Origin of the sequence: Sporolactobacillus inulinus (assembly GCF_006539285.1) — a bacterium.
Classification (GTDB): domain Bacteria; phylum Bacillota; class Bacilli; order Bacillales; family Sporolactobacillaceae; genus Sporolactobacillus; species Sporolactobacillus inulinus.
The window spans coordinates 1-25,667 of sequence record NZ_BJMS01000052.1 but is presented as its reverse complement, the minus strand read 5'-3'; the positions used below and the strand labels follow the sequence as shown (position 1 = coordinate 25,667).

The following is a 25,667-nucleotide window of genomic DNA, read 5'->3' as shown; positions in this document are numbered from 1 at the left end:
TTTTGACTGTCCAGTAATATACGAGTTAAAGCTAAATCTCGAAAAGTTAAAGCGAACGCCCGAGGTTAAAGCTAAATCCCGAAAAGTTAAAGCTAATGCGGGAAGAGTTAAAGCTAATCCCCTAAAAGTTAAAGCGAACGCCCAAATGAGGAAGCTCTTGGATCTGATTAAAATGAAAACAGCCCATCGGAAATTCCGATGGGCTGTTCGTCGTTGATTTATGCAGCAGGTTGTTTGTTTTTTACAGTTAATAATCCGAATTTTGTCAGTCTTGACCGAACTTGGATACCGACAACGCTGGCGATGACTGCTTTAACGACGCCAACGAGCAGGAATGGGTAAACGCCTACGGCCAGTGCTTTTGCCCAAGACAGGTCAAGCACAAATTTAAGCTGGATTGTTCCAATCACAAGTGTGACAATCATGCCGATAATATTGGCAACGATTGCCATGAGTGTGTTGAATTTCGTGTGTTCGAGAATCAGTCCGGTTACAAAAGCGGTGAAAATAAAGCCAATAATATAGCCGCCAGACGGGCCGAGGATAATGCCGAACCCGCCGTGCATTTCTGCAAACACCGGTAGGCCGATTGCACCGAGTCCGGCATAAACCAGCATTGAAATGGTTCCGTAGCGACTGCCCAGTATGGTTGCGGTGAGAGCGACAGCCAGTGTCTGCCCACTGATTGGAATGATTGGCAAAGGAACGGTAAACTGAGCAAGGATCGCGGTAATGGCAGCAAATAATGCACATAAAATTAAATTTTTCAGCCGTGTATGATTCATAGATTATAAGTCCCCTTGTCTATATGTTAACTTTTATAGTTAATAAGTTAACATATAGCGAGGGAAATTGCTATTATTTTATCACCTATCTGCGCCCAGATTCTAATTGTAGGATCGAGGCGCATAAAAGAAAAATGCGATGATCAGCAGCAGGAATATTGGCGGTAAGAGGGGACGCAGTTCAGTGCGCATGTATCGGACTTGTTCACATGAAAAGCACAATATCACCAACCAAAAAACAGCTGATTTCCAAATTGGAAGCAGCTGTTATGGAGCATAATTAGTTACTTAAACCTTCATGAATATGGTCAAGATTCCATTTTATCATCTCGTAGTACGTATCGCCCGGATTTCCTTTTTTAGCCAGAGAATCGGTGAAGATTTTGCTGTAAATCTTAATACCGGTTTCTTTGCTTAATGTTTCCATACTTTTCGGATTGACACTGGTTTCAACGAAGAGATGAGGCATCTTATGTTCTTTTATAATGGCGATGATCCGTTTCATCTGATCAGGAGTTCCTTGTTCTTCGGTATTGATTTCCCAAATGTATTCCGGGCGAAGACCGTAAGCACGCGAGAAGTATTTAAACGCGCCTTCGCTGGTGATGAGATCGCTTTGTTCTTCAGGAACGGCCGCCATTTTTTCTTTGGCTTCTTTATCCAGATCCTCAAGTTTCTTCACATATGCATCTGCGTTTTTATGATAAGCCTTTGCATTGCCTGGATCCTTTTTTGCCATTTGCTTTTCCATGTTGCGAATGTAGCGAATTCCGTTTTGAATATCGAGCCATGCATGCGGGTCAATTTGTTTTTCTTGACCTTCTGATTTCAGATGAATCGGGTCAACACCATTGCTCACAATAAAGATGTTCTTGTTATAATCACCGCTTCGACCGGCGCTGTCAATCATTTTCTTGAACCAGCCGTTGCCGACTTCAAGATTCAGACCATTATAGAAAATGAGGTCTGCTTTAGCGACACTTTTTGCATCCGTTGGCAGTGGTTCATATTCATGCGGATCTGTCGCCACTGGCCATAGTAATCGTTCCGGCAGACCTAGGGATCAATCCAAGCACAGCTTTCATCAATGTTGACTTTCCTGCTCCGTTTGGACCGATAATCCCGGTAACTTTACCGGAACGAATGGGCACCGAACCGCCGTTTAATACACGTCGTTTGCCGTAGTAAACCGATAAGTTTGAGATCTCCATATCATTCTCCTCTGAAAAAATAGTAGTTGAAAGACTAAATGTTTCTTCTGTGAAACTTTGTTGGTTTAATTATAAACGACAATGATTTTCATTGAAAGTGTAAATGTTTCCTTTATGCAAAAAAAGCAATCTGCATCGGTTGCAGATCGCTTACGAATCAGTGTTTTATAAGGGATAGTTCCCTGGATTTTGGGATAAAAATAGGCGTGTCACATTGAATGATAGGAAATGACAAAATGAAGAATGGTCAGTTTATTTAAAGGATTGATGTATTTATGATCCAGATCGCCTTTAAATTTGATTGAATCGTATTCATTAAGACGGTAGGTTTGACCGCCAACTTCCACATTTAGGACACCGGACATGACCGTGACGTATTCGTTGACGCCAAACTGATGCGCGGCAGAAGGATACTCGCTATTCGGCTGCAAATAGCCGCGGTACAGTTCATAGAGTCCGTGAGATTGAAAGAGCGGTTCGGCGACAAAGACTTTGTCCGAACTTGCGAGTTTGATGCTGTCCTCTTTCCGCGCGATGGAAACATCTGATTCAATCGACAGCAGTGTGCTGACCGGAATGTTTAACCCATTAGCGATTTTCCAGATCACGGAGAGTGTCGGATTGCCTTCGCCGCGCTCAACATTCATCAAGGTCAGCTTGCTGATGCCGATTTTATTGGCAAGCTGTTCCATGCTCATGCCGCGGTTCGTTCGAAATTGGCGCAGGTTCGCACCGATCCGTTTGCCGGCATCGCCGTCTTCCCAAAGAGTCTTCGTCATGGTATGTTTCTTCCTTTCAGTATAGTTTACTATAAAAAAAGTAAATTATTATATACTTTAATGGGCGCGTATATTATAATTTATTACAAGTTAATTTTATTATACTATAACTGATTCGAACTGAGGGGAATGAAGCATGATGCGCTTTGCCAAAAGAGAGGTCTTTAAAACGGCAAGTGTTGAAGCATTGCCGCTCGCTATTGCGATCGCCGCCTATGGCGTTTCGTATGGCGTACTGGCAACGCAGGTTAATTTTAACGTGCTGACCGCAGTCCTAATGTCCGTGCTCGTTTTTTCCGGCTCGGCGCAGCTGGTTGCAGTCGCAATGCTTGCCGGTGGTGCGGGAATTGCCAGTGTGTTGTTGACTGTTGTTTTGCTGAATTTGCGCAATCTGCTTTACGGAGCAGCGTTAGCCGAGGGCCTTGCACCGGCAAAAAAATGGACGAGCCTGCTCGCGTTCGGCATCACAGACGAACCGTTTGTACTGGCAAGCAGCCGTTTTAAAAAAGTCGGTCCGGATCCATTTTATTTTGCAGCTGTGGCAGGAATTTTTTATATGGCTTGGATTTTTGCATCATTGACCGGCGCATTGATCGGCGGACAGCTTGATCCACAAAAATTCGGACTCGATCTGGCGTTTCCGGTCACATTTGCAGCGCTGCTCGTTCCTGGATTAAAAGGAAAACCGGTGATCGGCACAGCTCTGGCAGCGGTCGTAATGACCTTTGCGCTGGAATGGATCAAGCCGGGGAACGAACTGACCATCATAGTCACCGGACTGCTGGCGCCGCTCGTCGGACTTTACCTGAACAGGAGGATGGGACATGAGTAGTCAATGGCTATTAATTGTTGTGCTGGCAGCAGCCACCTATTTATCTCGCATCCTTGGAATTACGGTCATGGCCGGTCGTCAGCTGAGCCCGGCCGTTCGGCTCTATTTCAATTACGTACCGACGGCGATTATCGTCGCGCTGATTATCAAACAGATTTTCGTTTCGTCAAATGGACATCTTGTGTTGTCGCTGCCGGTGCTTGCCGCTTGTCTTGCTGGCGCGCTCTCTATTCTGCTTGTAAAAAAAATTTCTGCCATCGGTCGTGGCCGGTGTCGTGATCGGCTTGATTGTCCGATATTTATTATGAAATGCAGGTGTCTCAATCGTATTTACGATGAGGCACCTATTTTATTTGCATCAAGATCAATTTTGGTGCCGGGATCTAGGGGGATGGTTCAGTGATCTGACGAAAAATGTCTGTGGCTGTCGATGTGGATTGCAGCAGAACTTCGGGTCATTTTTGGATCCCGTATTGCAGGAAATGTCGAATCGCGCGGCGAATTAATCAATATATTGAAGAAGGGAAGGCTGCCTATTGAATGTGAATCAACAACTTATGCCAATGCGTCTGCTGACCGTCTCCGCACTGTTGCGCCATCTGCCAGAAGAACATCCCAAATTTCCCGTTGTCGAATCTGATTTCTGCAAGCGTCATGCGGGCTGGCGCGGCGAAAAAAATCTCGGCTATTACCTTAATGCACTTCCTCATCAATTCCACTGTCTTTACAACCTTCGCTTAAGTTCGATCGTTCATCATTTTGAGATTGATACTCTGATTGTTACTCCATATGTCTTCTTCATAGTGGAATCGAAAAATTATTTTGGAACAATTTACTTTGATACGCTTTTTAACCAATTTATTCGATTAAAAGAGGAACATCAGCTTTGGAAAAAACAGTAGACGCATGCATCAGTGTCGCGCTTGGTTCAAATTCAAAGCCGTATACACAAAATTGAAAGCGTAGGTTCAAGCGCACCGAATCGAGGCAGCTTCCCGAATCAAGATTTCGCTGGTCTCAAGCTGGACAGCGAAACGAATTTTTCCCGATCAATTATCGAATATAAGCTTTTTTGCTTGAATGGAGCAAAAACCCCACAAGAAAACGTTTTCACAGTATAATAGAGGATAAAGCAGACATCATGTAGAATTGAATCATAGAGGTGAACGTTATGGGACGGCGGAGAGAAAAAATTTATGATGAATTGACGCGGCAGTGTGCACAGCTGGGTAAGAAAAAACTGCTTGAGGTTTCGGGCGTTTCGGCATCGGACTTGGCAGATGCGCTCGACATCATGCGCAGCAATGTCAGCGCCGAGCTGAACGAGTTGGTCAGAGAGAAGCGCGTGATCAAGTTCGTGACACGTCCGGTGCTCTATGTGCCGGCCGAGCTGATTCAGCAGCAGTTCGGTGATGCAGTGGATACCTATGAGATCAAGTGTGCATCGATAAAGGAATGGTTCGATCAGGAGCGAACGCGCGAGAAAAATGAAGATCCATTTTCGCATCTGATCGGATCGGATAAAAGTCTAAAGAAAAGCGTCAAGCAGGCGAAATCAGCGATTGTCTATCCGCCAAGAGGACTGCACACGCTGATCCTCGGTCCGACCGGGTCAGGGAAGACCTTGTTTGCGCATATGATGCACAACTACGCAATTTCAATCAAACGGATCAATGAAAACGCGCCGTTTATCGACTTTAACTGTGCGGATTATTACAATAATCCGCAGCTGCTGATCGGGCAGCTGTTCGGTTACGTAAAAGGAGCATTTACAGGAGCCGCTCGCGATCAGGACGGGATTGTGGCCAAGGCGGACGGCGGCATTCTGTTTCTTGATGAAATTCACCGCCTGCCGCCGGAAGGTCAGGAAATGCTGTTCTATTTTATGGATACAGGCCGCTACAGCAAATTAGGTGAAACGGGCAATAAGCACGACGCGCGGGTGCTGATTATCGGCGCGACGACGGCAGATCCGGAATCGGCACTGCTGCAAACTTTCCTGCGCCGTGTTCCGGTGATGATCAACATTCCGAACTTCCAAAGCAGGAGCGTCAGTGAACAGATTGAGCTGACCAAGTTCCTGCTTTCACGGGAGGCGCATCGCACGCATCACAAGTTTCATGTGAGTGCCGATGTGATTAAAGCGCTGATTGGCAGCGTCACGTTCGGCAATATTGGTCAGCTGAAGTCCAATGTGCAGCTGATTTGCGCGCAAGGATTTCTCGACAGTATGAATCAGGATTACGTTGAATTGGATGCGAAAATGCTACCGGCTGAAATGCAGGAAGGACTGCACCGCATCTCACATCAGCCAAAGATCAATCAGGAGTTGAATAAACTGCTGCCGCTCTATCTGGTCGTAACCGGGAGCAAGGATCCGCTTTTAAACGACGTGGATCAATATGAGCCGCCGTTCGATCTGTACAAAATGATTTCGGGGAAATATGATTCTTTAATTGAGGAAGGCCTGTCGGCGCACGATATTCGCAAAATGGTTATGGAAGATATCAAGAATCAGGTGAAAAAATTTTACCAGAAAGCTTCCAGTGAACTTGTGAATGCCGTCGTGGATCAACGGGTCGCCGCACTTTCCAAAGATTTGGAAATGATCTGTGCTCGAGTTCTCGGTCAGCACCTGAGCCATCAATTTGTTTCCTTACTGAGTGTGCATCTATCGTCATTCTTGGAACGGCCGCTGCGCAGGATTGACGGTTCGCCGGACGCAGCAATGTTTCCTTTTGCGCAAAAAGATTATGAAGCGGCGGTCGAGATCGCGTCGCTGATCGACCGGCATCTGCATGTGACTTTGCCGGAAGTGGAGGTTGTCTACATCGCCTTTCTGATCGGCTCATTTGTTGAACTTTCCCAGCAGCGCAATGTCGGTATTGTTGTCGCGGCACATGGTCCGCAGACTGCAAGCTCCATGGTCAGTGTCGTCAAGGAATTGATGGGTGATTACCCGATCGCGGCTGTCGATATGCCGCTCAGTCTGAATTTCGGTGATATTTTCGAAAATATCGTGGATGCAGTCCGTTCCGTGGATCAGGGTGCCGGCGTGCTGATGATGGTCGACATGGGTTCGCTCTACTATTTTGAAGAAAAAATTTCGCGCGGCGCCAAAGTGCGTGTCAAGGCGATCGACATGGTGTCAACGCCGATGGTGCTTGATGCCGTGAAAAATGCCAACTATCTGCACATGGATTTGAATGGAATTGTCGATTCGCTTTATAAGCTGCGGCGCACAGTCGGTTTGGAGGCGCGCGGTACGCAGAGTGAACGTCAGAAGGCGATTCTTACCATATGTACGACCGGAAGTGGCATTGCCAAGCGGATCAAAAATATTGTCAGCATGTACCTGCGCAACATTACGGATGAAGAAATCATAGTTATTCCGGTGTCGATTGAGGATCTGTACGATGTCGCTCAGAAAATGCAAAATAAGTATGAGGTCGTAGCCAGCATCGGGGCGAAGAATCCGAAACTTGAAGGCGTGCCGTACATCACCTTGTCCCAATTTGTCGGCGGCGAAGGGCAGGAGATTCTGCAATCGGTTTTGGCGGGAAGAACAATGCCGATGAAGGACAATCCATCACACATTATTGTAAAAGGGGTGTGTGTGGACAGCTTGCAGGATATGCTGATGTACCTCAATCCGAAACGGGCAGTTGCGGCGATTCTCGAATTTAATGAAGCCGTACAAAAAGCAATTCATCTTCACTTTAAAAATGCAACGCAGATTCGTATCGTGATGCATCTCGCCTTTGCATTGGAACGAGAAATTGCGCGTGCGCCGCTAACCTATGAAGGCGCGCGCACAGCGGAAAAAAAGCGTTTGCTCCGCCAGCTTGAACCGACAATGACGGTGCTTCAGAACAGGTTGAACATTCAGCTTGGTGAGGGAGAATTGTACTATTTTATCGATATGCTGATTGATGAATTTGGAAAAGAAATTGTTTACGAGCGTTCGGCTCAAAACTAGTGTGTTCTTTTATTGAAAGTGAACCCGTTAGTGTTTTATTTTTAAAAAATTTTTCTACTAGTGCGTTGTTTGAAAATCTAGTGTTTTATTTTTGATAAATAGTGTTTGATTAAAGAAATGATAAAGTTGATAACGCTTACAAAGAGCCTGATTCAGGCTCTTTTTTTTTAACACACAGTGTTGGCACAAAAGTTGCTTAGAGAAAGGTGTACAGAGAGAGGAGGAGAGAAAAGTGGTCGCAATCGTTGTTGCTACACACGGAAATCTCTCGGAAGCGCTGATTGGAACTGCCAAGATGATTTTCGGAACAATGGAACATATCGCTGAAGTTACGTTTAAACCCGGTGAAGGGATTGAAAACCTGCTCGACAAATATCAGAGCGCGAGTGATGAGCTGGGCGATGATCAAGTCCTGTTCTTGGTTGATCTGTTCGGAGGCAGTCCTTACAATGCGGCAAGCCGCTTTGTTGCCCGCAAGGAGGGGATGGATGTCGTGACCGGTGTCAATCTGCCGATGCTCATTGAAGTCCTTGGAAAACGCCTTGCCGGCGGATCGCTCGAAGAACTGGTTCAAACGGCAAGAACCGCAGGAGCAGACGGAATTAAATCATTTAAAGAAGTTTTTTCACATCAAAAAATCGCCAATAGCGCGATAGAAGACGAAGGAGATGAGTTGGGATGATTATTAAATGGTTGCGTATTGATTCTCGATTAATTCACGGACAGGTGGCGAACAACTGGGTCAATCATGTTGGCGCCGGAACCATTATTGCTGCAAATGACGGTGCTGCTAAAGATGATCTGAGAAAAACGCTGCTGCTGCAGGTTGCACCGGGACGTACGAAGTCCTACGTAATGACGATAGATAAAACAGCGCGCTGCTACAAAAACCCATCCTATAAAGATTTGGATGTATTACTGGTGGTTGAAACGCCAAAAGATGTACTGCGTTTGATGGATCAGGGTGTCGAAGTGACCCAGGTCAATGTCGGCGGAATTACTTTTAAAGAAGGAATGACGCTGATTTCCGAAGCCGTTTCCGTCAGCCCGGAAGACGTCGAAGCGTTTAAAGAACTCAATAAACGAGGCGTCAAGTTGATTTTGCAGCAGCTTCCGAACACACAAGCATCTGATTTTATGAACCGGCTGAAAAGCAAAAATCTCATATAAATAACAGCAGAATAAAGGGAGGTTTCAAACATGAATGCCATGCAATTTATTTTAGTTATTCTTGTTGCACTTGTTTGTGGTATGGCGAGCGTTCTGGATGAACGCCAATTTCACCGTCCGCTTGTGGCGTGTACGCTTATCGGTCTTGTTCTTGGTGATTTGCACACCGGTATTATTCTTGGCGGTCAACTTGAATTGATTGCGCTCGGCTGGATGAACGTTGGTGCAGCGATGGCACCTGACTCGGCCCTCGCTTCAACGATTTCAGCGATTATCGTTATTGTCGGGCATCAATCGATCGGTGAAGGGATTGCGATTGCGATTCCACTTGCTGCCGCCGGTCAAGTACTGACCATTTTTGTTCGAACGATTACCGTATTCTTCCAGCACCAGGCCGACCACTTCGCCGCGAATGCGAATTTTCGAGGGGTCGAGTGGTGTCATATAGGAGGGCTGTTGCTACAAGGCCTGCGTGTGGCGATTCCTACCGGAGCCGTTGCCGCCATTGCCGGAACGAGCCTTGTCAGCCAGTGGCTGGATGCGATTCCGCCGGTCATCACCCATGGTCTGCAAGTTTCGGGTGGGTTCATCGTGGTTGTTGGGTATGCCATGGTTATTAACATGATGAAAGCGCGTGCGTTGATGCCGTTCTTCTTCATTGGATTCACGCTTGCCACCTTTATGAGTGGAATCAACCTTGTTGGTCTTGGTATTCTCGGTGCTTGTGCTGCCGTTGTCTATGTTCAATTGAATCCAGATTTCCATGACGCGATTAAAGCGCCAACAGCTGCAACGAACGTCGGATCCGATGATGACGATGTATTAGGATAAGGAGGGTGAATGAAATGAGTGAAACGAAAAAAGTACAGCCGTTAACGAAAAGAGACATTATCAATACCTATTTTCGAAGTACATTCATGCTCGGCTCCTTTAACTTCGAACGGATGCAAGCAATTGGGGTTGCCGTTACGATGATCCCGGCGATCAAACGGTTTTATCATCGAAAAGAAGATCAGGCAGCCGCATTGAAACGCCACTTGGAATTTTTTAACACAACGCCTTGGCCAGCATCAGCGATCTTTGGTGTGACCGCAGCGATGGAACAAAAGAAAGCAGAAAACGGTGAAATTGATGAGGCCGCCATTACGAACGTGAAAATCGGTTTGATGGGACCGCTTGCCGGTATTGGCGACCCGATCTATTGGGGAACCGCGCGTCCGATCTTGGCCGCACTCGGCGCATCGCTGGCACTGAGCGGAAGTATTCTCGGACCGCTGCTCTTCTTCTTCGGGATCAACATCATCCGCATGCTGACCAGATGGTATGGGTTTAAAGTCGGTTACAGCCAAGGTACAGATATTGTGCAGGATGTTGCCGGCAACCGTCTGAAGAAATTGACACAAATGGCTTCGGTACTCGGCCTGTTCGTCATGGGTTCTCTTGTTTCGAAATGGACCAGTATCAAAATGCCGTTCGTCCTTGTTTCCTATGAACAAGCCGGAAAGACAGTGAACACAACCCTGCAAATGATTCTGGATCAACTGCTTCCGGGACTCGTTGCCTTGCTGATGACCTTTGCCTGCATGTGGCTTCTCAAACGCAAAGTCAATGCAATCTGGATCATCTTCGGCATGTTCGCTATCGGTATTCTCGGATATTGGGCAGGTATTTTCGGACTATAATTAAGTAAGTTGGCGGCGGATCACGCGTGCAGAGCTTACGATTCTGTAAAAAGGCGGGAGGAATTTTCATGCTCAAAAGTATCATCGCATTTTTGGAACCAAACAATAAACCTGAAGGCTATATTTTCAGCTCGGCGAAACTCGTAACCGCATTGATGGTGGCCGGGATCCTGCTGTATACATTTACCGGCGGCTGGGGAACAATCGCTTGTCTGTCGCTCGCGATTGGACTGATGATTGGACGATATCTGCTCGTGAAACAGGCGACCAACGACTTCCGTGACATGCATCATGCCAAAAAAGGGTATGCACAAACAAAAAATAAAGATTATCTGCGCTTTATTCAAGCGCGCGGTCAGCAAATGCTACGTGACAACAAAGCGCTCACCAAATCAGCAAAAAAAGAAATTCACGAACTCCTGACCTATACAGAACGCTATCTCTGAAATGCACCCTGTGATGCAATGCCGAAAGAAAAGAAAATGAAACGAATCAGAAAGCAGCGCTGCGGAAATCGCGGCGCTGTTTTTCACATCTTTCATTTTATTCGTGGAGCCAAGCGCAGACACAAATGAACCAAAGCGTGCGCGGAATGAGCAAATAACGCATGGAAATGAGCAAAAAACAGGAATAATGAGCAAACTTCGCTGAAGAATGAGCAAATCATCGAAGCGTGATCCATGAATGGGCACAAACGCCGGTAAAGGCTGAGCTTTTTTTAAGGGCGCTCCTATTGTTCCTTTGGCGGTGATCCATTATAATAAATAGATCAAAAAATTCGACGATTAAGAGGTGACAAGGGTTCATGAAACTGACTTTATCCTGCGTGCGCATGTTGATTGCTGCTTAAAACGGGAGATTTGCGCCCTTTTTTAAGCAGCGGTTGCAGGATAAAGCATGAGCGACATTCACGGGATGGATGTCGGGGCCAAATCAGGCGGGTGGGCTCACCAATGCTGCAATCGCAAAAATTGTGCGATGCGGAGGATCATTCATGAACGCCTTAGTCACCAACAAGAATTTTATTGCGCTTTTCTTTGGACGTCTGATTTCCAATATCGGCGACAGTCTCTACTACATCGCCGCCATGTGGCTTGCTTATGAGCTCGGCGGCTCAGCCTTCTATGCCGGACTCGCCGGCTTTTTAACACTGCTCCCCGAGTGTCTTTCTTTTTTAGCCGGTCCGATTGTGGATCGATTATCCTTGAAAAAAATGCTTGTTATTCCCTCGATTCTTCAAGGACTGCTTCTTATGACCATTCCTACTTTGTATCTGTTCCATTTGCTTACGGTAACTGCCGTGCTGATCATCATGCCGCTTGTCGCCCTGATCGATTTATTTCCTTATCCCGCAGAAGATGCATTGATTCCCAGACTTGTGCCTCAAAATCAATTGGTTGCGGCCAACAGCGGGATGAGCTTTTCTTATCAAGGAACGGATCTGATCTTCAGCTTGAGTGGCGGGCTTCTCATTTTACTTACCGGCGCAGTTAATCTCTATCTCATTGACGCGCTTACTTTCTTTGTTGCGGCGACATTTTTTGCGACCATACGCTTAAAGTGGCCGAGTCAAAAGGAGGCGCGTCCACCATTTGACTTTTCGACTTATCGAGCGGATCTGGCAGCAGGGTTCCGGTTTGTGATCCAGCCGTTGAATTTCACCCTGCTTCTGCCGCTCCTTGCCATTAATTTTTTCCTGAGTGCGGTACTTGCGGCATTGCCGTCGTTTGCTAATCAGCTTGGCGGTCCGGAGAAGTACGGAATTCTGCTTACCTGTTACACGTTGGGATTTTTGCTAGGAACACTGACGTCATCCTTTGTTTCTCGAAGGCTGAGCATGGGAAAAGCGCTGATCTACGGCTATGCCTGCTCCAGCCTGATGTGGCTGCTGGCCGCATGTGCAGCGGATCAGTCCTTTGTCCTTTGCTGCGCTTTTATTGTTCTGGCTAATCTTCCAGTCGGGGCAACGAACATCATGTTCAATACTTTTTTTCAAGTGACACCGCCTCAGGACATGATCGGGCGTGTATCTGCGGTTATTGAAACGCTGATTGCAGCCGCCATGCCGCTCGGAGCATTGTTTGGCGGCGCAATCGCAGCTTGGCTGGGCAATACACCGCTGCTTGTTTTTCAAGGTGCCGTCGTTCTAATTACAGCATTGGTTTGGATGATGAACAAAAGATTGCGGAGGATCCCGCGATTGGAAGGACTTAATGGGCTGTAAAAAATTGAGATAAATCCAATGCCTCTTTGATCAACGAAGCTTTTTGCCTGTGTTCAGCAGCATGAAAAAGTATGGACGAATCATTAAGAAAAGTGGCCGTTGGAATTTTAACGAGGATCTAAGCAAGCGAACGCTTCACTTTAATGAATGCGATGATCTCTCTTCGTTCTTCCTCAGTTAATGCTTCATCGTCTATAATGAAGCGGCAGCGCGCATCTTGCGGCTGATCGAGATGGATGTCCGGTTCAAAATGGCGGTCAACTAATCGATCAAGAGAAATTGAGAAAAAATCGGCAATCTTAATCAGTGCGTCGATCGGCGGCTGACGATAGCCGCTTTCATAGCTGGCGTACGTACTTTTAGCGATCCCGAGCACATCAGCCATGTTCTGGATCGTTAAATTTTTTTGTTTTCTTAAAGCGATCAATTGGTCAAGCATCGGAGCACCTCTTCAGTCACTAGTCTACCTTTTCGTACGCGTATAGTAAACAATTCATTGAAAAATATAAGAAAAAAGTTATAATGATCGTATAAAATCTACTAAATGAGGAAAAATGCATGAAAAAAATTTTAGTTGTTGCTACAGGCGGAACGATTGCGTCAACACCGCACCAGGATGGACTGGCGCCGGGGCTGACGATTGATCAGCTGGCGCGCTACTTTGAACATAGTCAAGATGTATCGGTTGATTTTCATGTTCTGATGAATAAGGACAGCACCAATATGCAGCCGGAAGATTGGCTGAGGCTGGCGCGGGTCATTGATGAAAATCAGAACCGCTACGACAGCTTCATCATCACACATGGTACGGATACGATGGCTTATACAGCCTCTGCACTGTCCTATTTGTTAAACGGTCTCAATAAGACCATTGTGATCACGGGTTCACAAGTTCCGGTCAGCTTTAAACGGACCGATGCAAAGAAAAATATAAAAGATGCCCTTACCTTCGCGCAGAAGGCGGATCTTCCTGGCGTATTTATCGTTTTTGATGGAAAAGCGATTCTTGGCACGCGGGCGATTAAACTGCGAACGAAAAGTTACGATGCATTTGAGAGTGTCAATTTCCCCTACATCGCGGACATTGCGGACAAGCATGTTCGAATTCATTTCAGAATGGAAGCGGAAAGGACAGCAGTGCCGAAGCATATCGGCATCTGTCCGGATGTCTTTTTATTAAGGGTATTTCCCGGACTGTCGCCGGCGTTCTTTGAGTTCCTGCAGAACCATGTCAAAGGGCTGATTATTGAAAGCTTCGGGAACGGGGGCCTTCCTTTTGAGAACAGAGATCTGGTGGCCGGCGTTGAAAAACTGGTGCGGCAGGGGATTCCGGTCATTATCACGACCCAGTGTCTCGAGGAAGGGCAGAATATGGAGCTGTACGAAGTAGGAAAACGTGTGGCCGATGCCGGCGGGATTACTGCGGGTGATATGAACACGGAAGCCATTGTTGCAAAGCTGATGTGGGTGCTGGCGCAGACTTCGGATCCCGCAGTTGTCAAAAAGATGATTCAGACGCCGATTGCCCACGATCTCGACTATGTTTAAGGAGAGCGGTACAGCGCAAAGTGCTGGCTTGTATACTGGACAGTGCGGGAATAATATGTTTAAATTTATCTAAAAGTGCGAACTTTATAATAAATCGATCGATTGAATGAGGATCGGCCTGCAGCACGCACGTACGCCAGGAGGAAAGGTCAATGAAACATCTTTTGCCGGAACTTAAGGATCTGCTCCATACAAACTTTGTCATGCTCAGTGAAGCGCAATGGAAGACCGATTCATTAGAACATTCATTTGATCTCATTTTTGTGCAAAAGTCGCTTCAGATCATTGCCGTTTCTCCCCAATGCCATGCGTTTGCGACTAAATATAGCGTCCCTTTAGAAGAATTACCGGCCAGAAGCGCTTATTTGGTTCAACTGGATGAGTCATGGGATACGATCGGCAAAAAAGCAAATCAATACGATTATTTGCTGGTGGTTAAAGAGAAAAAACCAATCGGTTATATAAAAACAGGTGAACTTATTCCTGCTATTTTAGAGGCCTATACGTATTTAAAGGCATACAACGATACAATATTGGAAACGACAGACAGTACCATTTCGGTTATTGATGAACAGATGAAAACGGTTGTTTGGACGAGTGGTGCAGAACGATTATATTCGATAAAGAAAGAAGAAATTTTAGGAAAACCGATGACTGATTTTTTCTCCGAGAGCCGATTGGATAACTTGCGGATCATTCATTCAGGCAAGCGCTTCTATCATAAGCAGCATCAGCCAAGGGAGGATTTGTTTGTATTAATCAATTCGAATCCTGTACGGGTGAATGATCGGATCATTGGCGCCGTTTCTTGTGAATCTGATGTGACGCATCAAGTCCATCTGAACCAGCAATTAAACAGCGCGAACGAAATGATCCAGCAATTGCAAAAGAAAGTGTCGCGGATGAAGCCGTCGGCTGATCCTTTTTACCCGATTCAGGGATCCAGTCCGTCCATTCGCCGAACGATCGACCGGGTGAAGCAAATCGGAACGACACAGGCGCGGGTTTTATTTCTTGGAGAGTCAGGGGTCGGGAAGGAATTATTCGCGAAAGCCTTGCATGATCTGCGCACATCGAATCAGGCGCCGTTTATCGCCATTAACTGCGGCGCAATTCCTCCCTCCCTATTTGAGAGTGAACTGTTCGGCTATGAAAAAGGGGCCTTTTCCGGAGCGAGTGCACTCGGAAAGAAAGGAACCCTTGAACTGGCAAGAGGCGGGACGCTGTTTCTGGATGAAATTGGCGAACTTCCGCTTGATATGCAGGTGAAGCTGCTACGCGTGCTTCAGGAAGGAACTTTTTATTCAGTGGGCGGGACAAGACTCAAATACGCCGATTGCTTTATCATAGCCGCAACAAATAAGGATTTGCGAGAACTTGTAAAACAGGGGAAATTCAGAGAAGATCTCTACTACCGGCTCAACATCGTGTCGATTCTCATCCCCCCATTAAGAGATCGAAATGAAGACGTCGTCGAATTAAGTCACCAAATTCTTTATGAATTTGCCAAGAAATACAATCGAGACGTGAAAGAAATCCCAAAAGAAATCATGCTCGCTCTGGTCAACTATCGCTGGCCCGGGAATATCCGCGAGTTGCGGAATGTCATTGAAAATTTAGTCGTCTTTTCGAGCGATGGGAAATTAAATTTCGCCGACTTGCCAATGAATCTTCAAGAGGGTGAGCATGAGAAGAGTACGGTGGGACACCGGACGTTCCCTGTGCAAGAAATGCAGACGTTCTCTTCATTAAACGATACGTTAAAAGCGTATGAAGCAAAAACCATTCAGCAAGTATTGGAACACACGCATGAAAATAAAAACAAAACGGCCCAAATTTTAGGAATCTCAAGAGCAACACTTTATAACAAAATGCATAAACTGGGTATTTCTCCTTGAACGGTTTGCGAGTCGTGAGCTAGGGCAGCCCCCGTAGATTTCTGTTTGTTCGAGGAGGCTCGCGGTGCGCCTGCGGTCGATCCTGTTGATGCGAGTGACTGATCAGTGACAAAAAAGTTCAATACTTAATCAATAGCTAAAGGTGATGATTAATATGGAAGATAACAAAAATGAAAAGGATTATGCCGAGTATAATCATGATAACAAAATGGTTAGATTTGGTGGTAAGCCAGCAATTATTGTCTCGGTGTTTGCAGGTGTAAGTTTAGTAGGGCTTGTAGGAGGAATTACATACATCATGGCTAGAAATCCAGAAGCAACAAAAGAGGTAGTAACTAAAGCATTAAAGGGAGTAACAAAACACGTAGCATAAAAACATCATTGACACCTTTGCTGTGCAGGGCAAGTATACTGGTAATAGATTGGACATCAAGAGACGATCACTTTTAGGGTGGTCGTATTTCTTATTTGACACATACTTCGCTTTAAAGTTCTTCATTAATGATTTTTCTGCTCCTTTTGAAAAGGAAAAGAAGCAAATGGTAAGGAATAAATATATTAGAAATTAGTAGTGAGGGAGGGATATGGTATGGAATTTGGTGATTTTCTTAGAAAGAATTATCATTTGGGAGACAAATCTGTAAAAGATTATATTAGTCGGTGGAACGGGATCCTTAACAAAGGTTTATATAATGGAGAAACGGAACTGACTCCTTCTTTGATAGCATCTGTTGATAGGGAGTATCCAGAAGACTCTCATTATCGCCTCACACTTAAACGATATATTGAATTTCAAAACAAACAGAAAGAAAATAGAGGAGGAAAAAACTATGGGTGAAAGATTTGCTAATGTTGATTGGCATTGTGATCGTTGCAATGCATATTTAAATGGTCAGTTAGGGTTTGATGATCATAAGTATATTTGGAAATGTACAGAATGTGGTCATAAAAATAGCATCTCAGCATCTAATGTGTATGAATCCCAAGAAGATTACAGAAATAAGAATAATTGGTGATTTTAATTGTAGAGCAACATAGATTGCCATAAGTTCATGAATTTGACTAATTGCACCGATTAATTTACCGAACGTTCAGTAAGTTCCAGTCGAGAAGATGTTATTACTTTCGTGATGATAGAAAACTTAGAGCTGCTGTTAAGGTAAATTATTTTATAAATAGATAAAAATATTGAGTTATGTATTTTTTATGCAATACAAATAAGGACCGCAACAGTCCCCCTAGTCTGCAACAGCCGTGGAATTTGTTTTAGATTATTTTGTGAGATTTTACTAGCCTGCTTTGCTGCGCATTACGTTACTACTATTCATGTTTTCGTTACGAATTTAGGCTTGTTCGTTGCGATTTTCCATCGGTTCGTTACAAGTTTCGAAGTTCGTATTTTACTGCGCAACAGCATTATTATCAGTAAAGAACTTTTTTGTCCTGTAAACAACTTTATTTCTATACGACAGTGACTGACCGCGTTGATGCAAAACCATGAAAGCGCAGACCAACGGCACACCCACGAAGTTAAAGCGAAACCCGTTAAAGTTAAAGCGAAATCCTCCGAAGTTAAAGCGAAATCCTCCAAAGTTAAAGCGAAACACGCATGAAAGAAATTACTTCAGCAAACATCTCTACACCTTCAATTGACAGAAAATCTAACACAACGTGACGTACATCCCTGATTTTCCCCGTGAAAAAATGCATTGAGCCAATAAATGTTTCGTTTTATCACATTAAATGTTATTAGATATGCTCATTAAATGAAACATGTAACAATAATTAGACACTGACCGTCAAAGAATTGAGACACTTTCGTTGATTTAGCCAAGAAAAAAGTTGGCACGATTCTTGCTAGATTAATTTTGAATATATTCTAAACTAATCGAATTTTCGTTTCACTTGAGAAAGGAGGACGGTGATGACCGATGATCAAAGCCTTTTTATCATTGACTCGCATACGATGGGCGAGCCGACCAGAATTATTGTGAACGGATTTCCGGAAGTCGATGGGAGCACCATCATGGAAAAGAAAATCTGCCTGCAAAAGAATTATGATCATCTTCGCCGTGCGGTCATCAATGAGCCACGGGGACATCGGAATATGTTCGGTGCGCTCTTGATGAAACCGATTCATAAAGAAGCGGATTTGGCGGTTATTTTTATGGATGGAGGCGGCTACTTGAATATGTGCGGGCATGGCTCCATTGGTGTCGCAACCGTAGCGGTCATTCGCGGATTGGTTCCTGTGACCGAGCCGTATACGAACGTGGTGCTGGAGACGCCTGCGGGTTTAATCCGCACAAGGGTGAAGGTGGAAAATGGTCGCGTTAAAGAAGCCTGTATGATTAATGTTCCTGCGTTTTTATATCGCAAAGACGTAGCGATTCATGTACCTATATGGGGAGAGATTCGCGTCGACATTGCGTTTGGCGGCAATTTTTTCGCACTGGCAAATGCTGAAAACTTGGGCATAGCGTTGATCCCGGAAAATCTGAACCGACTTTTACAAATCGGCGTTGCCATCCGTGAATCGGTGAATCAGCAGATATTCATCCAACATCCGCTGCTTTCCGACATTCATTCAGTTGATTTGGTAGAGTTTTTCGAACCCCTGCATGATCCGAGAACAATTAGAAATACAGTTGTTTTCGGGAAAAGGCAAGTGGATCGCTCACCATGCGGCACAGGAACCAGTGCCAAGATTGCTTCGCTCTGTGCCAGAGGGGAATTAAAGCTCGGTGAAGATTTTGTTTGTGAGAGCATTATGGGGACGCGTTTCACCGGTCATGCTTTGGAAAAAACGGCTGTGGGAGACTATCCGGCGGTCATTCCGGAAATCACAGGTCGCGCCTATGTGACCGGAGAATCTAGGCTCATCTTTGATGATGAAGACCCCTTTGAATTTGGCTTTGCGTTGTAACGACGGATGAAAGGAGGAAGATTCACCATGAGCGAAATGTATAAACTTCTTTTAAAACAAGGCGTTGGCAAGCCGGCGATTCCATGTGTTCAGGAAGGAGCGTCTGTAAAACGCGGCCATTGCATTGCAACGGCTGACGGCTTGGGTGCCGACCTACATGCGAGTGTACCCGGAACAGTGATTCAGGTGACGGATGAAGCAATTTTCATACGCGGTGAGAAGTCTGAAAATAGTGAATTTGAAACAATTCCGCCGGGAGACATTGGCGCACGTGTTCGCTCTGCGGGCATCGTCGGTATGGGAGGGGCGGGGTTCCCCACCTGGATAAAGCTGGCCCAAAAGATACCTGGTGGAACAGTGATTGCAAATGCTGCTGAATGCGAGCCGATTCTCGCCCAAAATATTGCCGAGATCGAAAGCGATCCGAATGAGGTTTACAGGGGTCTGCTCTATGCGATGGAATCGGTCGGCGCCGCGCATGGCGTGATCGCCGTCAAAGCGAAACATAAGAAAGCCATCGCCCGTTTGAAAACGATCATTCACGATGATCGTGTGTCTGTTTTTCAATTAGAGGATCTGTATCCGGTTGGTGAGAAGCGTGCGCTGATCCGTGATGTTTTGGGCGTGCTGCTGGATCCGGATGAACGAACGGTTAACGCCAACGCGATTGTCCTGAATTCAGAAACACTTTCTCGCGTGAGCCAGGCCGTGGAACTTGGCCGACCTGTGCTTTCTAAAAACCTGACGATCGCAGGAAAACTGCGCGGAAGAACAAAGCCAATCACGCTTATGGATGTACCCATCGGAACGCGTATCGGCGACTTAATCGAAAGTGTCGGCGGAATTGACGGGGACTACGGTGAAGTGATTACCGGAGGACCGTTTATGAGTCGACGTGTGACGTTGGACGATGTGGTGACGAAAACAACCGGTGCAATGATTGTGACGATGCCTTTTCTTAAAGCAAAAGCGCCTCTTGGGCTGCTCGTTTGTGCGTGCAGTGCGAGTGAGGCCCGAATGAAAGAGATTGCAGATCAAATGGGCGCGGATGTGGTGGCGAGTGAACGGTGCAAACATGCAGTGGAGGTTCACGGTGTTTTGCGATGCCGAAATCCAGGAATATGTCCCGGGCAGGCGGATCGAGTGCTGCGCCTGAAGAAAGCCGGTGCCCAATCACTATTAATCGGCAACTGCAGCGATTGCAGCAATACGGTGATGGCCCTTGCACCGAAATTAAACCTTCCCGTACACCATGTAACGGACAGCGCATTGCGCGCGATGAATCTGCCGCTTGTCCGCAAGCTTCATAAGAATGAGGTCAATTTTAAATGACGTATGTGATTAATTTTTGGTAAAGGAGCATGTCTATGTCAATTACAAATGAAACAGCCAATCTGCATCAGAACGATCCAGCGGTACTTTGTTGCCTGAGAAACAAAGGGACGATTATTTCTGCGTCTGATCTTGAAGATCCTACAATTGTTCCCGACCTGCGAGAATCCGGTTTACTGACCATTCCCGAGGACGCGCTGACAATCGGTCAAGTATTAGGCGCGACCTTGAAAGAAGATACAGATGCCATGACGTCATTGACGCCGGATTTACTCGACGGCTATTCAAAAAAGACGGAGGGATCAGCAGAGATCCGCTCATCCGAACCGGTGAACACGGGCACATCGCAGTCTGCGGGCGTCATAAAATTCAGCATCAGCAACGTGCAAGGTCAGATTGAATTGCCGGATGGATTGGCGAATATCGGGCTACCTTTTACGGCGCCAACCGTTGAAAAAAAGCCGGAAGATAAAATCATTCGTACCCTGACGCAAAAAGAATTTGCCGTTCAGAAGGTTTGTATGGGGACGGAAACGTCATTTAATCACGGAATTCTGACGCTGCGTCGGGATTTGTGCGCGGATTCGCTCAAGGCGGACCCATTAGTGAAAGCTGCGGAAGTGGACATTATCCCCGCGGAGGATCGTCATGTGTATGCCAACACGATCATGGATGTCATGCCGATTGCGACGAAAGTGGAAGGCCTGTTGGGCGAAGGCGTGACCCATGTGATGAGCGGGGTCGTGATCATGCTGACCGGTGTCGATGAGAAAGGCGTTCAAGTGCATGAGTTTGGCTCCTGTGAAGGCTATCTTGATGAAAACATTCGATTTGGACGTCCGGGCTGTCCGGATCCGGAAGATATCATCATCCGTGTCAATGTCACCATACAGGAAAATACCGGGATGGAACGCCGCGGACCTTATGCGGCACATAAAGCTTGCGATGCGATCATTCAAGAGATCCGCGAGGTACTGAAGCGCGCGCCTGCAGAAGCATGCACGAAGCAGGATGTGTTCCATGATTGGAAGCGGCCGGGTAAGCCGCGGGTGATGCTTGTAAAGGAAATTATGGGACAAGGCGCGATGCATGATAACGTGCTACTCCCTGCAGAGCCTGCAGGTGTTGAAGGCGGGCAGCGCAATGTCGATCTCGGGAACGTACCGGTCGTCTTGTCGCCAAATGAAGTGCGTGACGGCGGGATTCATGCACTGACCTGTATTGGCCCATCGACAAAGGAGGATACGCGGCATTATTTTCGCGAACCGCTTGTTAATCTAATGGCTGAAGATGATGAAATCAACTTGGTTGGCGTGGTCTTTATCGGCAGTCCGCAAGTCAATGATGAAAAATCCTATGTCTCTGCCCGTCTCGGTGCTTGGGCGGAAGCGCTAGACGTTGAAGGAGCCATTGTTACTACAGAGGGATTTGGGAACAACCATATTGATTTTGCGGAAAACATCGATCAGATCGGCCGCCGCGGCATCGATGTCGTCGGTGTTTCCTATTGCGCGTATCAGGGACAGCTGGTCGTAGGAAATAAACATATGGACGCAATGATCGAACTCAATAAAGATCCGGAAGGCTTTGAAAACGAGATTCTAGGCGACAGTACGCTCTGCCCCGAGGACGCCGAGCGAGCCTTGCTGATGCTGAAAACAAAAATGGCTGGGATTCCAATCGAACCTGCAAACCGTCAATGGCAACAGGAAGTTATCGATGCCAATCAGCAGCTGATCCGGTAAGGATGTGATCCGATGGACTATGAACTGACACCGAAACTTTTGCCCGGTAAGATTCTCGAGGTGACTGAACGTGAAGTGAAAGTGACCTTGAAAGGACGCATGGGGATCATTACCGTACCGCTTCGCTGCGTTCTTACCGATCAACCGCTTCATGTTGGTCTGAAAATCCAAGTCTATTTAAGTTATATTCAAGTGGTTTAAAGGATTTGTTTTCACTCGAGCAATTGATGAAGAGACCCTGGTTGCGCATACCTGAATCACGCAATTCATCGTGACTTTTATTCATTATAGAGAAGGAAGGAAAAAAACATGCAATTAACAACCGCTCAGCACTTGAAGTCTGAAATCTATGTTCCGATCACCCCGCCTCCGGTATGGACGCCGTTAGCCAAGCCATTAAGTGAATGCACAGTCGCATTCTGTACTGCGGGCGGTGTCCATTTGAAATCGCAGCCGCGCTTTAATCTCTCAGGCGACTACTCGTTCCGAACGATACCATCGGAAACCCCATCTTCTGAGCTAATGGTAAGTCACGGCGGGTTCGATAACAGCGACGTAAACAAAGATATTAATTCGATGCTTCCGATTGATCGGCTTCATGAATTAGAAAAAGAAGGCTTCATTGGGAAAGTTGCGCCGGTTTTAATTGGTTTTATGGGCGGCGGCGGGAACGTGCAAAAGTTTAAACAGGAATCGGGTCCTGAAATTGCCGAAATCTTGAAGAATGAAGGCGTCGACATCGCGGTGTTTACAGGCGGATGCGGCACGTGCCACCGTTCGGCGACAATTGTTGAACGTGCAGTTGAATCGGTCGGCATTTCCACTGCGATTATAGCTGCTCTACCGCCGATTGCCAAGCAGCAAGGAGCGCCCCGCATTACCGCTCCACATGTACCGATTGGTTCCAACGCAGGCGAGCCGAACAATGTTGCGATGCAGACCGCAATACTCAAAGATACGCTTACTGCCATTGAGGAAATGACGACATTCGGACAAATGAAAACACTGCCTTATGAATACAGACATAATGTTTGAGCCGGAACACTGGCGAGGAGAAGGCTGATTAGAAAAAAAACAGCTGATTTTTGATCGAGCAAAATTTACAAAAAGGAAGGTATGGCGATGAAACTGTCAGAGGTGCACAAAACCGCCGGTGAAATTAAGGCACTCACGAAAAAGTACATGATTGACACTTATGAACGGTATGATTTTGTGGCTCAAACGGCCAAAGGGATGTATCTCTATGATGAGGAGGGTCATGCTTATCTTGATTTTTACGGAGGGATTGCTGTTAATAGTGCAGGAAACTGCAACGAAAAAGTTGTCGCCGCCGTTCAAGATCAAGTCGGTGATCTCATGCATACCTTCAATTATCCCTATACCGTTCCACAGGTTCTCCTTGCGGAACGGGTGTGCAAAGCGCTGGCCATGGATAAAATCTTTTATCAGAGCACAGGAACCGAAGCGAATGAAGCGATGATCAAAATGGCGCGTAAGTATGGCGTAGACCACTATGGACCGAATAAGTATCACATCATCACGGCGAAAGGGAGCTTTCACGGCAGAACATACGGGGCGATGTCTGCGACCGGTCAGCCGGACAACGCATGCCAGGTTGGCTTTAAGCCGGTCGTTCCCGGATTCAGCTACGCTGAGTTCAATAATCTCGATGATTTTCGGGCGCATGTAACCGACGACACGATTGCGATTATGCTGGAACCGATTCAGGGAGAAGGCGGGGTGAACCCTGCAACGCCTGAATTTATGAAAGGGATCGCTGACCTATGCAAGGAAAAAGGTCTGTTGCTGCTTCTCGATGAAATTCAAACCGGCTGGTGCCGAAGCGGCAACATTATGGCCTACATGGATTATGGGGTCAAACCGGACATCGTTTCGATGGCCAAGGCACTTGGCGGCGGGATGCCCATTTCCGCGATTTGCGCAACTGAAGAAGTTTCCAAGGCGTTCACCATGGGTGCGCACGGAACGACGTTTGGCGGAAATCCGGTTTGCTGCGCGGCCGCCTATGCTGAAGTAAATGAACTGCTCGACAGAGATCTTGCCGGCAACGCGAAAGAAGTCGGTCATTATCTGGTTGAAAAACTGAAGACCCTCCCTCACGTGAAAGAAGTTAGGGGAAAAGGCTTGATGATTGGCATCGAATTTGACGCGCCGGCAGGCTATGCCATCAAGCATGGCTGTTTTGATCGGAACATGCTCGTGACCTTGATCGGCGATCGCATCATCCGCCTTTTGCCGCCGCTGATTGCCACAAAAGAAGACTGTGACAAAGCCTGTGACATTTTGAAGGAGGCAGTCATTACAGCAATAGAGTGCAAGGAAAGCCCCCATGTGATGTAATTAACGAGCGGACCCAGCGACAACTGCTGCGCCGATCCATGCGCGCTCGCAAGGCATGGTGACCGATCCTCACGAGCTGCGCTTCATGTGGTTGCGGAATCGCGTTGTACAAAGAAGGTGTACGACAAGGAGGCAAAAATCATCAGAATACCAGCAGTCTGAAGCAGGGACGGGAAGAATCCGATTAGCAAAACGTCAGTCAGAATCGCAACGAGCGGATCGACATAAGTCAATGCGGAAATAACCGGTGTTGAGAGATCGCGCAGACTTCCGTAAAAGAGCAGATACACAATGCCCGTATGAACCACACCCGTGAGAATGCTGTAAAACCAGTTCGATGCTGACAGATCCGCATAAAGCTGGTAATGAACAAACGGCAGCAGCATGAACACGCCGATAAAGGTCTGGATGATCGTGACCAGGTAAGGACTTGCGTGCTGAATGTATTTTCCGGTCAGGATCACCAGAGCATAGAGAGAGGCCGCGATCAGCGCATAAATCGGTCCGGTCAGGGAACCGCTACCCGGAAGCTGACTTGGACGGATGCCCGAAATCAGCACGGTTCCGACAAAAGCGAGAAACAGGGCGAGCACACCGACCAGCTTGACCCGATCTTTGAAAAAGAGCCATCCGATCACAAGCACGATTATTGGTGCAAGATTATAGATGGAGACGGCAATGGTAATCGCCGTCTTTTCAAAGGAAGCAAAAAAGAAAATCCAGTTCAAGACCAGGAAGACGCCGCCAAGTACAATGGCGGTGTATTCTTTTTTCGGAAAATGCTCCTGTTTGAACTTGCCGCTGATCAGCCAGTAAAGCGTCAGGAACACCGTCGCGCTGACGCATCGAACAAAGACCAGTTCCAGCGACGGCAGTCCGGAAAGTCTGGAAAAATAACCAATGGAACCAAAAATCGCCATTGCGATCGTCAATTTAATAAAAGCAGCTCTATTCAATGATTTGTACACTCCTCAAGGTAAAATCTGGTGAAACAGTAGACCCAACCTGTTTGTTCACAGGTAAAGAAAGTTTGTGATTTTTGGTCATGTAAAAGACTGTGCATCAAACGGGCAGATGCTCTGGCGCCTGCGGAGCGTCTCTGTTGATGCGTGCCAACGAGACCCCGCAGATTCCTGCCCTATCTGAGGAGGCTCGCGGTGCGCCCGCGGTCGCGCCCAGTTGATGCGAGTAACCG

The 25,667-nt window shown here is 46.6% G+C and carries 28 protein-coding genes; 22 read left to right on the top strand and 6 right to left on the bottom strand.

What is annotated here, in order from left to right:
* Positions 1-217 (top strand): hypothetical protein (locus SIN01_RS15195; RefSeq protein WP_218027777.1); only part of this gene is annotated, 217 nt, incomplete at its 5' end.
* A gap of 1 nt (position 218) precedes the next feature.
* Here SIN01_RS15195 and SIN01_RS08530 read toward each other — a convergent pair.
* The 4 genes from SIN01_RS08530 to SIN01_RS08515 form a co-directional block, all read right to left on the bottom strand.
* Positions 219-785, bottom strand: a complete 567-nt coding sequence (locus tag SIN01_RS08530; protein WP_010026956.1) for a biotin transporter BioY — start codon at positions 783-785, stop codon at positions 219-221.
* Positions 786-1,065: 280 nt separating this feature from the next.
* Positions 1,066-1,815 carry a metal ABC transporter solute-binding protein, Zn/Mn family gene (locus SIN01_RS08525; protein ID WP_010026958.1) on the bottom strand — a complete coding sequence of 250 codons (750 nt, stop codon included), beginning with the start codon at positions 1,813-1,815 and terminating at the stop codon, positions 1,066-1,068.
* Positions 1,796-1,996: an ATP-binding cassette domain-containing protein gene (locus tag SIN01_RS08520; protein ID WP_047034917.1), complete on the bottom strand. Its 201-nt coding sequence runs from the start codon at positions 1,994-1,996 to the stop codon at positions 1,796-1,798. The genes SIN01_RS08525 and SIN01_RS08520 overlap by 20 nt, the downstream gene beginning before the upstream one ends.
* 209 nt (positions 1,997-2,205) lie before the next feature.
* The gene (locus tag SIN01_RS08515) at positions 2,206-2,775 is read right to left on the bottom strand and encodes a helix-turn-helix domain-containing protein (RefSeq protein WP_010023716.1); all 570 of its coding nucleotides are present in this window, start codon (positions 2,773-2,775) and stop codon (positions 2,206-2,208) included.
* Positions 2,776-2,911: 136 nt separating this feature from the next.
* Between SIN01_RS08515 and SIN01_RS08510 the strand changes: the two genes are divergently transcribed.
* The 10 genes from SIN01_RS08510 to SIN01_RS08465 all read left to right on the top strand — a co-directional run bounded on the left by SIN01_RS08510 (position 2,912) and on the right by SIN01_RS08465 (position 12,662).
* Entirely contained in the window at positions 2,912-3,607 is a 696-nt protein-coding gene (locus tag SIN01_RS08510; protein WP_010023718.1) for an AzlC family ABC transporter permease, read from the top strand.
* Positions 3,600-4,010 (top strand): AzlD domain-containing protein, encoded by a 411-nt coding sequence (locus tag SIN01_RS08505; RefSeq protein WP_010023719.1) that lies wholly within the window; start codon positions 3,600-3,602, stop codon positions 4,008-4,010. The genes SIN01_RS08510 and SIN01_RS08505 overlap by 8 nt, the downstream gene beginning before the upstream one ends.
* A gap of 139 nt (positions 4,011-4,149) precedes the next feature.
* Positions 4,150-4,509, top strand: a complete 360-nt coding sequence (locus SIN01_RS08500) for a nuclease-related domain-containing protein (RefSeq protein ID WP_237760143.1) — start codon at positions 4,150-4,152, stop codon at positions 4,507-4,509.
* A gap of 269 nt (positions 4,510-4,778) precedes the next feature.
* A complete protein-coding gene (locus SIN01_RS08495; protein WP_010023722.1) occupies positions 4,779-7,586 on the top strand; it encodes a sigma-54-dependent transcriptional regulator in 2,808 nt (935 codons plus the stop codon).
* Positions 7,587-7,818: 232 nt separating this feature from the next.
* Positions 7,819-8,268: a PTS sugar transporter subunit IIA gene (locus SIN01_RS08490; protein WP_010023724.1), complete on the top strand. Its 450-nt coding sequence runs from the start codon at positions 7,819-7,821 to the stop codon at positions 8,266-8,268.
* Positions 8,265-8,756: a PTS sugar transporter subunit IIB gene (locus tag SIN01_RS08485; protein ID WP_010023726.1), complete on the top strand. Its 492-nt coding sequence runs from the start codon at positions 8,265-8,267 to the stop codon at positions 8,754-8,756. Before SIN01_RS08490 ends, SIN01_RS08485 begins: the two co-directional genes overlap by 4 nt.
* A 30-nt stretch (positions 8,757-8,786) precedes the next feature.
* Positions 8,787-9,587, top strand: a complete 801-nt coding sequence (locus SIN01_RS08480) for a PTS mannose/fructose/sorbose transporter subunit IIC (protein ID WP_010023727.1) — start codon at positions 8,787-8,789, stop codon at positions 9,585-9,587.
* 14 nt (positions 9,588-9,601) lie between these two features.
* Positions 9,602-10,438: a PTS system mannose/fructose/sorbose family transporter subunit IID gene (locus SIN01_RS08475; protein ID WP_010023728.1), complete on the top strand. Its 837-nt coding sequence runs from the start codon at positions 9,602-9,604 to the stop codon at positions 10,436-10,438.
* A gap of 68 nt (positions 10,439-10,506) precedes the next feature.
* On the top strand, positions 10,507-10,884 hold the full coding sequence (locus SIN01_RS08470; protein ID WP_010023729.1) for a hypothetical protein: 378 nt from the start codon (positions 10,507-10,509) through the stop codon (positions 10,882-10,884).
* A 548-nt stretch (positions 10,885-11,432) separates the two neighbouring features.
* Entirely contained in the window at positions 11,433-12,662 is a 1,230-nt protein-coding gene (locus SIN01_RS08465) for an MFS transporter (RefSeq protein ID WP_047034919.1), read from the top strand.
* A 118-nt stretch (positions 12,663-12,780) separates the two neighbouring features.
* Here SIN01_RS08465 and SIN01_RS08460 read toward each other — a convergent pair whose 3' ends face one another.
* A complete protein-coding gene (locus SIN01_RS08460) occupies positions 12,781-13,101 on the bottom strand; it encodes a helix-turn-helix domain-containing protein (RefSeq protein ID WP_010023732.1) in 321 nt (106 codons plus the stop codon).
* A gap of 119 nt (positions 13,102-13,220) precedes the next feature.
* Here SIN01_RS08460 and SIN01_RS08455 point away from each other — a divergent pair, with 119 nt between their 5' ends.
* The 11 genes from SIN01_RS08455 to SIN01_RS08405 all read left to right on the top strand — a co-directional run bounded on the left by SIN01_RS08455 (position 13,221) and on the right by SIN01_RS08405 (position 24,472).
* On the top strand, positions 13,221-14,210 hold the full coding sequence (locus tag SIN01_RS08455) for an asparaginase (protein ID WP_010023733.1): 990 nt from the start codon (positions 13,221-13,223) through the stop codon (positions 14,208-14,210).
* A gap of 152 nt (positions 14,211-14,362) precedes the next feature.
* Positions 14,363-16,108, top strand: coding sequence for a sigma-54 interaction domain-containing protein (locus tag SIN01_RS08450; RefSeq protein ID WP_010023734.1), 1,746 nt, complete (start codon positions 14,363-14,365; stop codon positions 16,106-16,108).
* Between the two features lie 154 nt (positions 16,109-16,262).
* Complete coding sequence (locus tag SIN01_RS08445; RefSeq protein WP_010026691.1) at positions 16,263-16,481, top strand: hypothetical protein; 219 nt, start codon at positions 16,263-16,265, stop codon at positions 16,479-16,481.
* Positions 16,482-16,697: 216 nt separating this feature from the next.
* Positions 16,698-16,946 carry a hypothetical protein gene (locus tag SIN01_RS08440; RefSeq protein WP_010026693.1) on the top strand — a complete coding sequence of 83 codons (249 nt, stop codon included), beginning with the start codon at positions 16,698-16,700 and terminating at the stop codon, positions 16,944-16,946.
* Entirely contained in the window at positions 16,939-17,124 is a 186-nt protein-coding gene (locus tag SIN01_RS08435; RefSeq protein ID WP_010026695.1) for a Sec23/Sec24 zinc finger-containing protein, read from the top strand. The genes SIN01_RS08440 and SIN01_RS08435 overlap by 8 nt, the downstream gene beginning before the upstream one ends.
* A gap of 908 nt (positions 17,125-18,032) precedes the next feature.
* A complete protein-coding gene (locus tag SIN01_RS08430; protein ID WP_010025665.1) occupies positions 18,033-19,034 on the top strand; it encodes a proline racemase family protein in 1,002 nt (333 codons plus the stop codon).
* A 27-nt stretch (positions 19,035-19,061) separates the two neighbouring features.
* Positions 19,062-20,366 carry a proline reductase-associated electron transfer protein PrdC gene (gene prdC / locus SIN01_RS08425; protein WP_010025663.1) on the top strand — a complete coding sequence of 435 codons (1,305 nt, stop codon included), beginning with the start codon at positions 19,062-19,064 and terminating at the stop codon, positions 20,364-20,366.
* 35 nt (positions 20,367-20,401) lie between these two features.
* A complete protein-coding gene (gene prdA / locus SIN01_RS08420) occupies positions 20,402-22,111 on the top strand; it encodes a D-proline reductase (dithiol) proprotein PrdA (protein WP_010025661.1) in 1,710 nt (569 codons plus the stop codon).
* A 12-nt stretch (positions 22,112-22,123) separates the two neighbouring features.
* A complete protein-coding gene (locus tag SIN01_RS15415) occupies positions 22,124-22,312 on the top strand; it encodes a CBO2463/CBO2479 domain-containing protein (RefSeq protein ID WP_010025659.1) in 189 nt (62 codons plus the stop codon).
* A 108-nt stretch (positions 22,313-22,420) separates the two neighbouring features.
* A complete protein-coding gene (prdB, locus tag SIN01_RS08410; protein WP_010025657.1) occupies positions 22,421-23,146 on the top strand; it encodes a D-proline reductase (dithiol) protein PrdB in 726 nt (241 codons plus the stop codon).
* Between the two features lie 87 nt (positions 23,147-23,233).
* Complete coding sequence (locus SIN01_RS08405; RefSeq protein WP_010025655.1) at positions 23,234-24,472, top strand: aspartate aminotransferase family protein; 1,239 nt, start codon at positions 23,234-23,236, stop codon at positions 24,470-24,472.
* Between the two features lie 83 nt (positions 24,473-24,555).
* On the opposite strand, the gene SIN01_RS08400 is transcribed toward SIN01_RS08405, so the two are convergent.
* Complete coding sequence (locus SIN01_RS08400; protein ID WP_010025654.1) at positions 24,556-25,428, bottom strand: DMT family transporter; 873 nt, start codon at positions 25,426-25,428, stop codon at positions 24,556-24,558.
* Between the last annotated feature and the right edge of the window lie 239 nt (positions 25,429-25,667).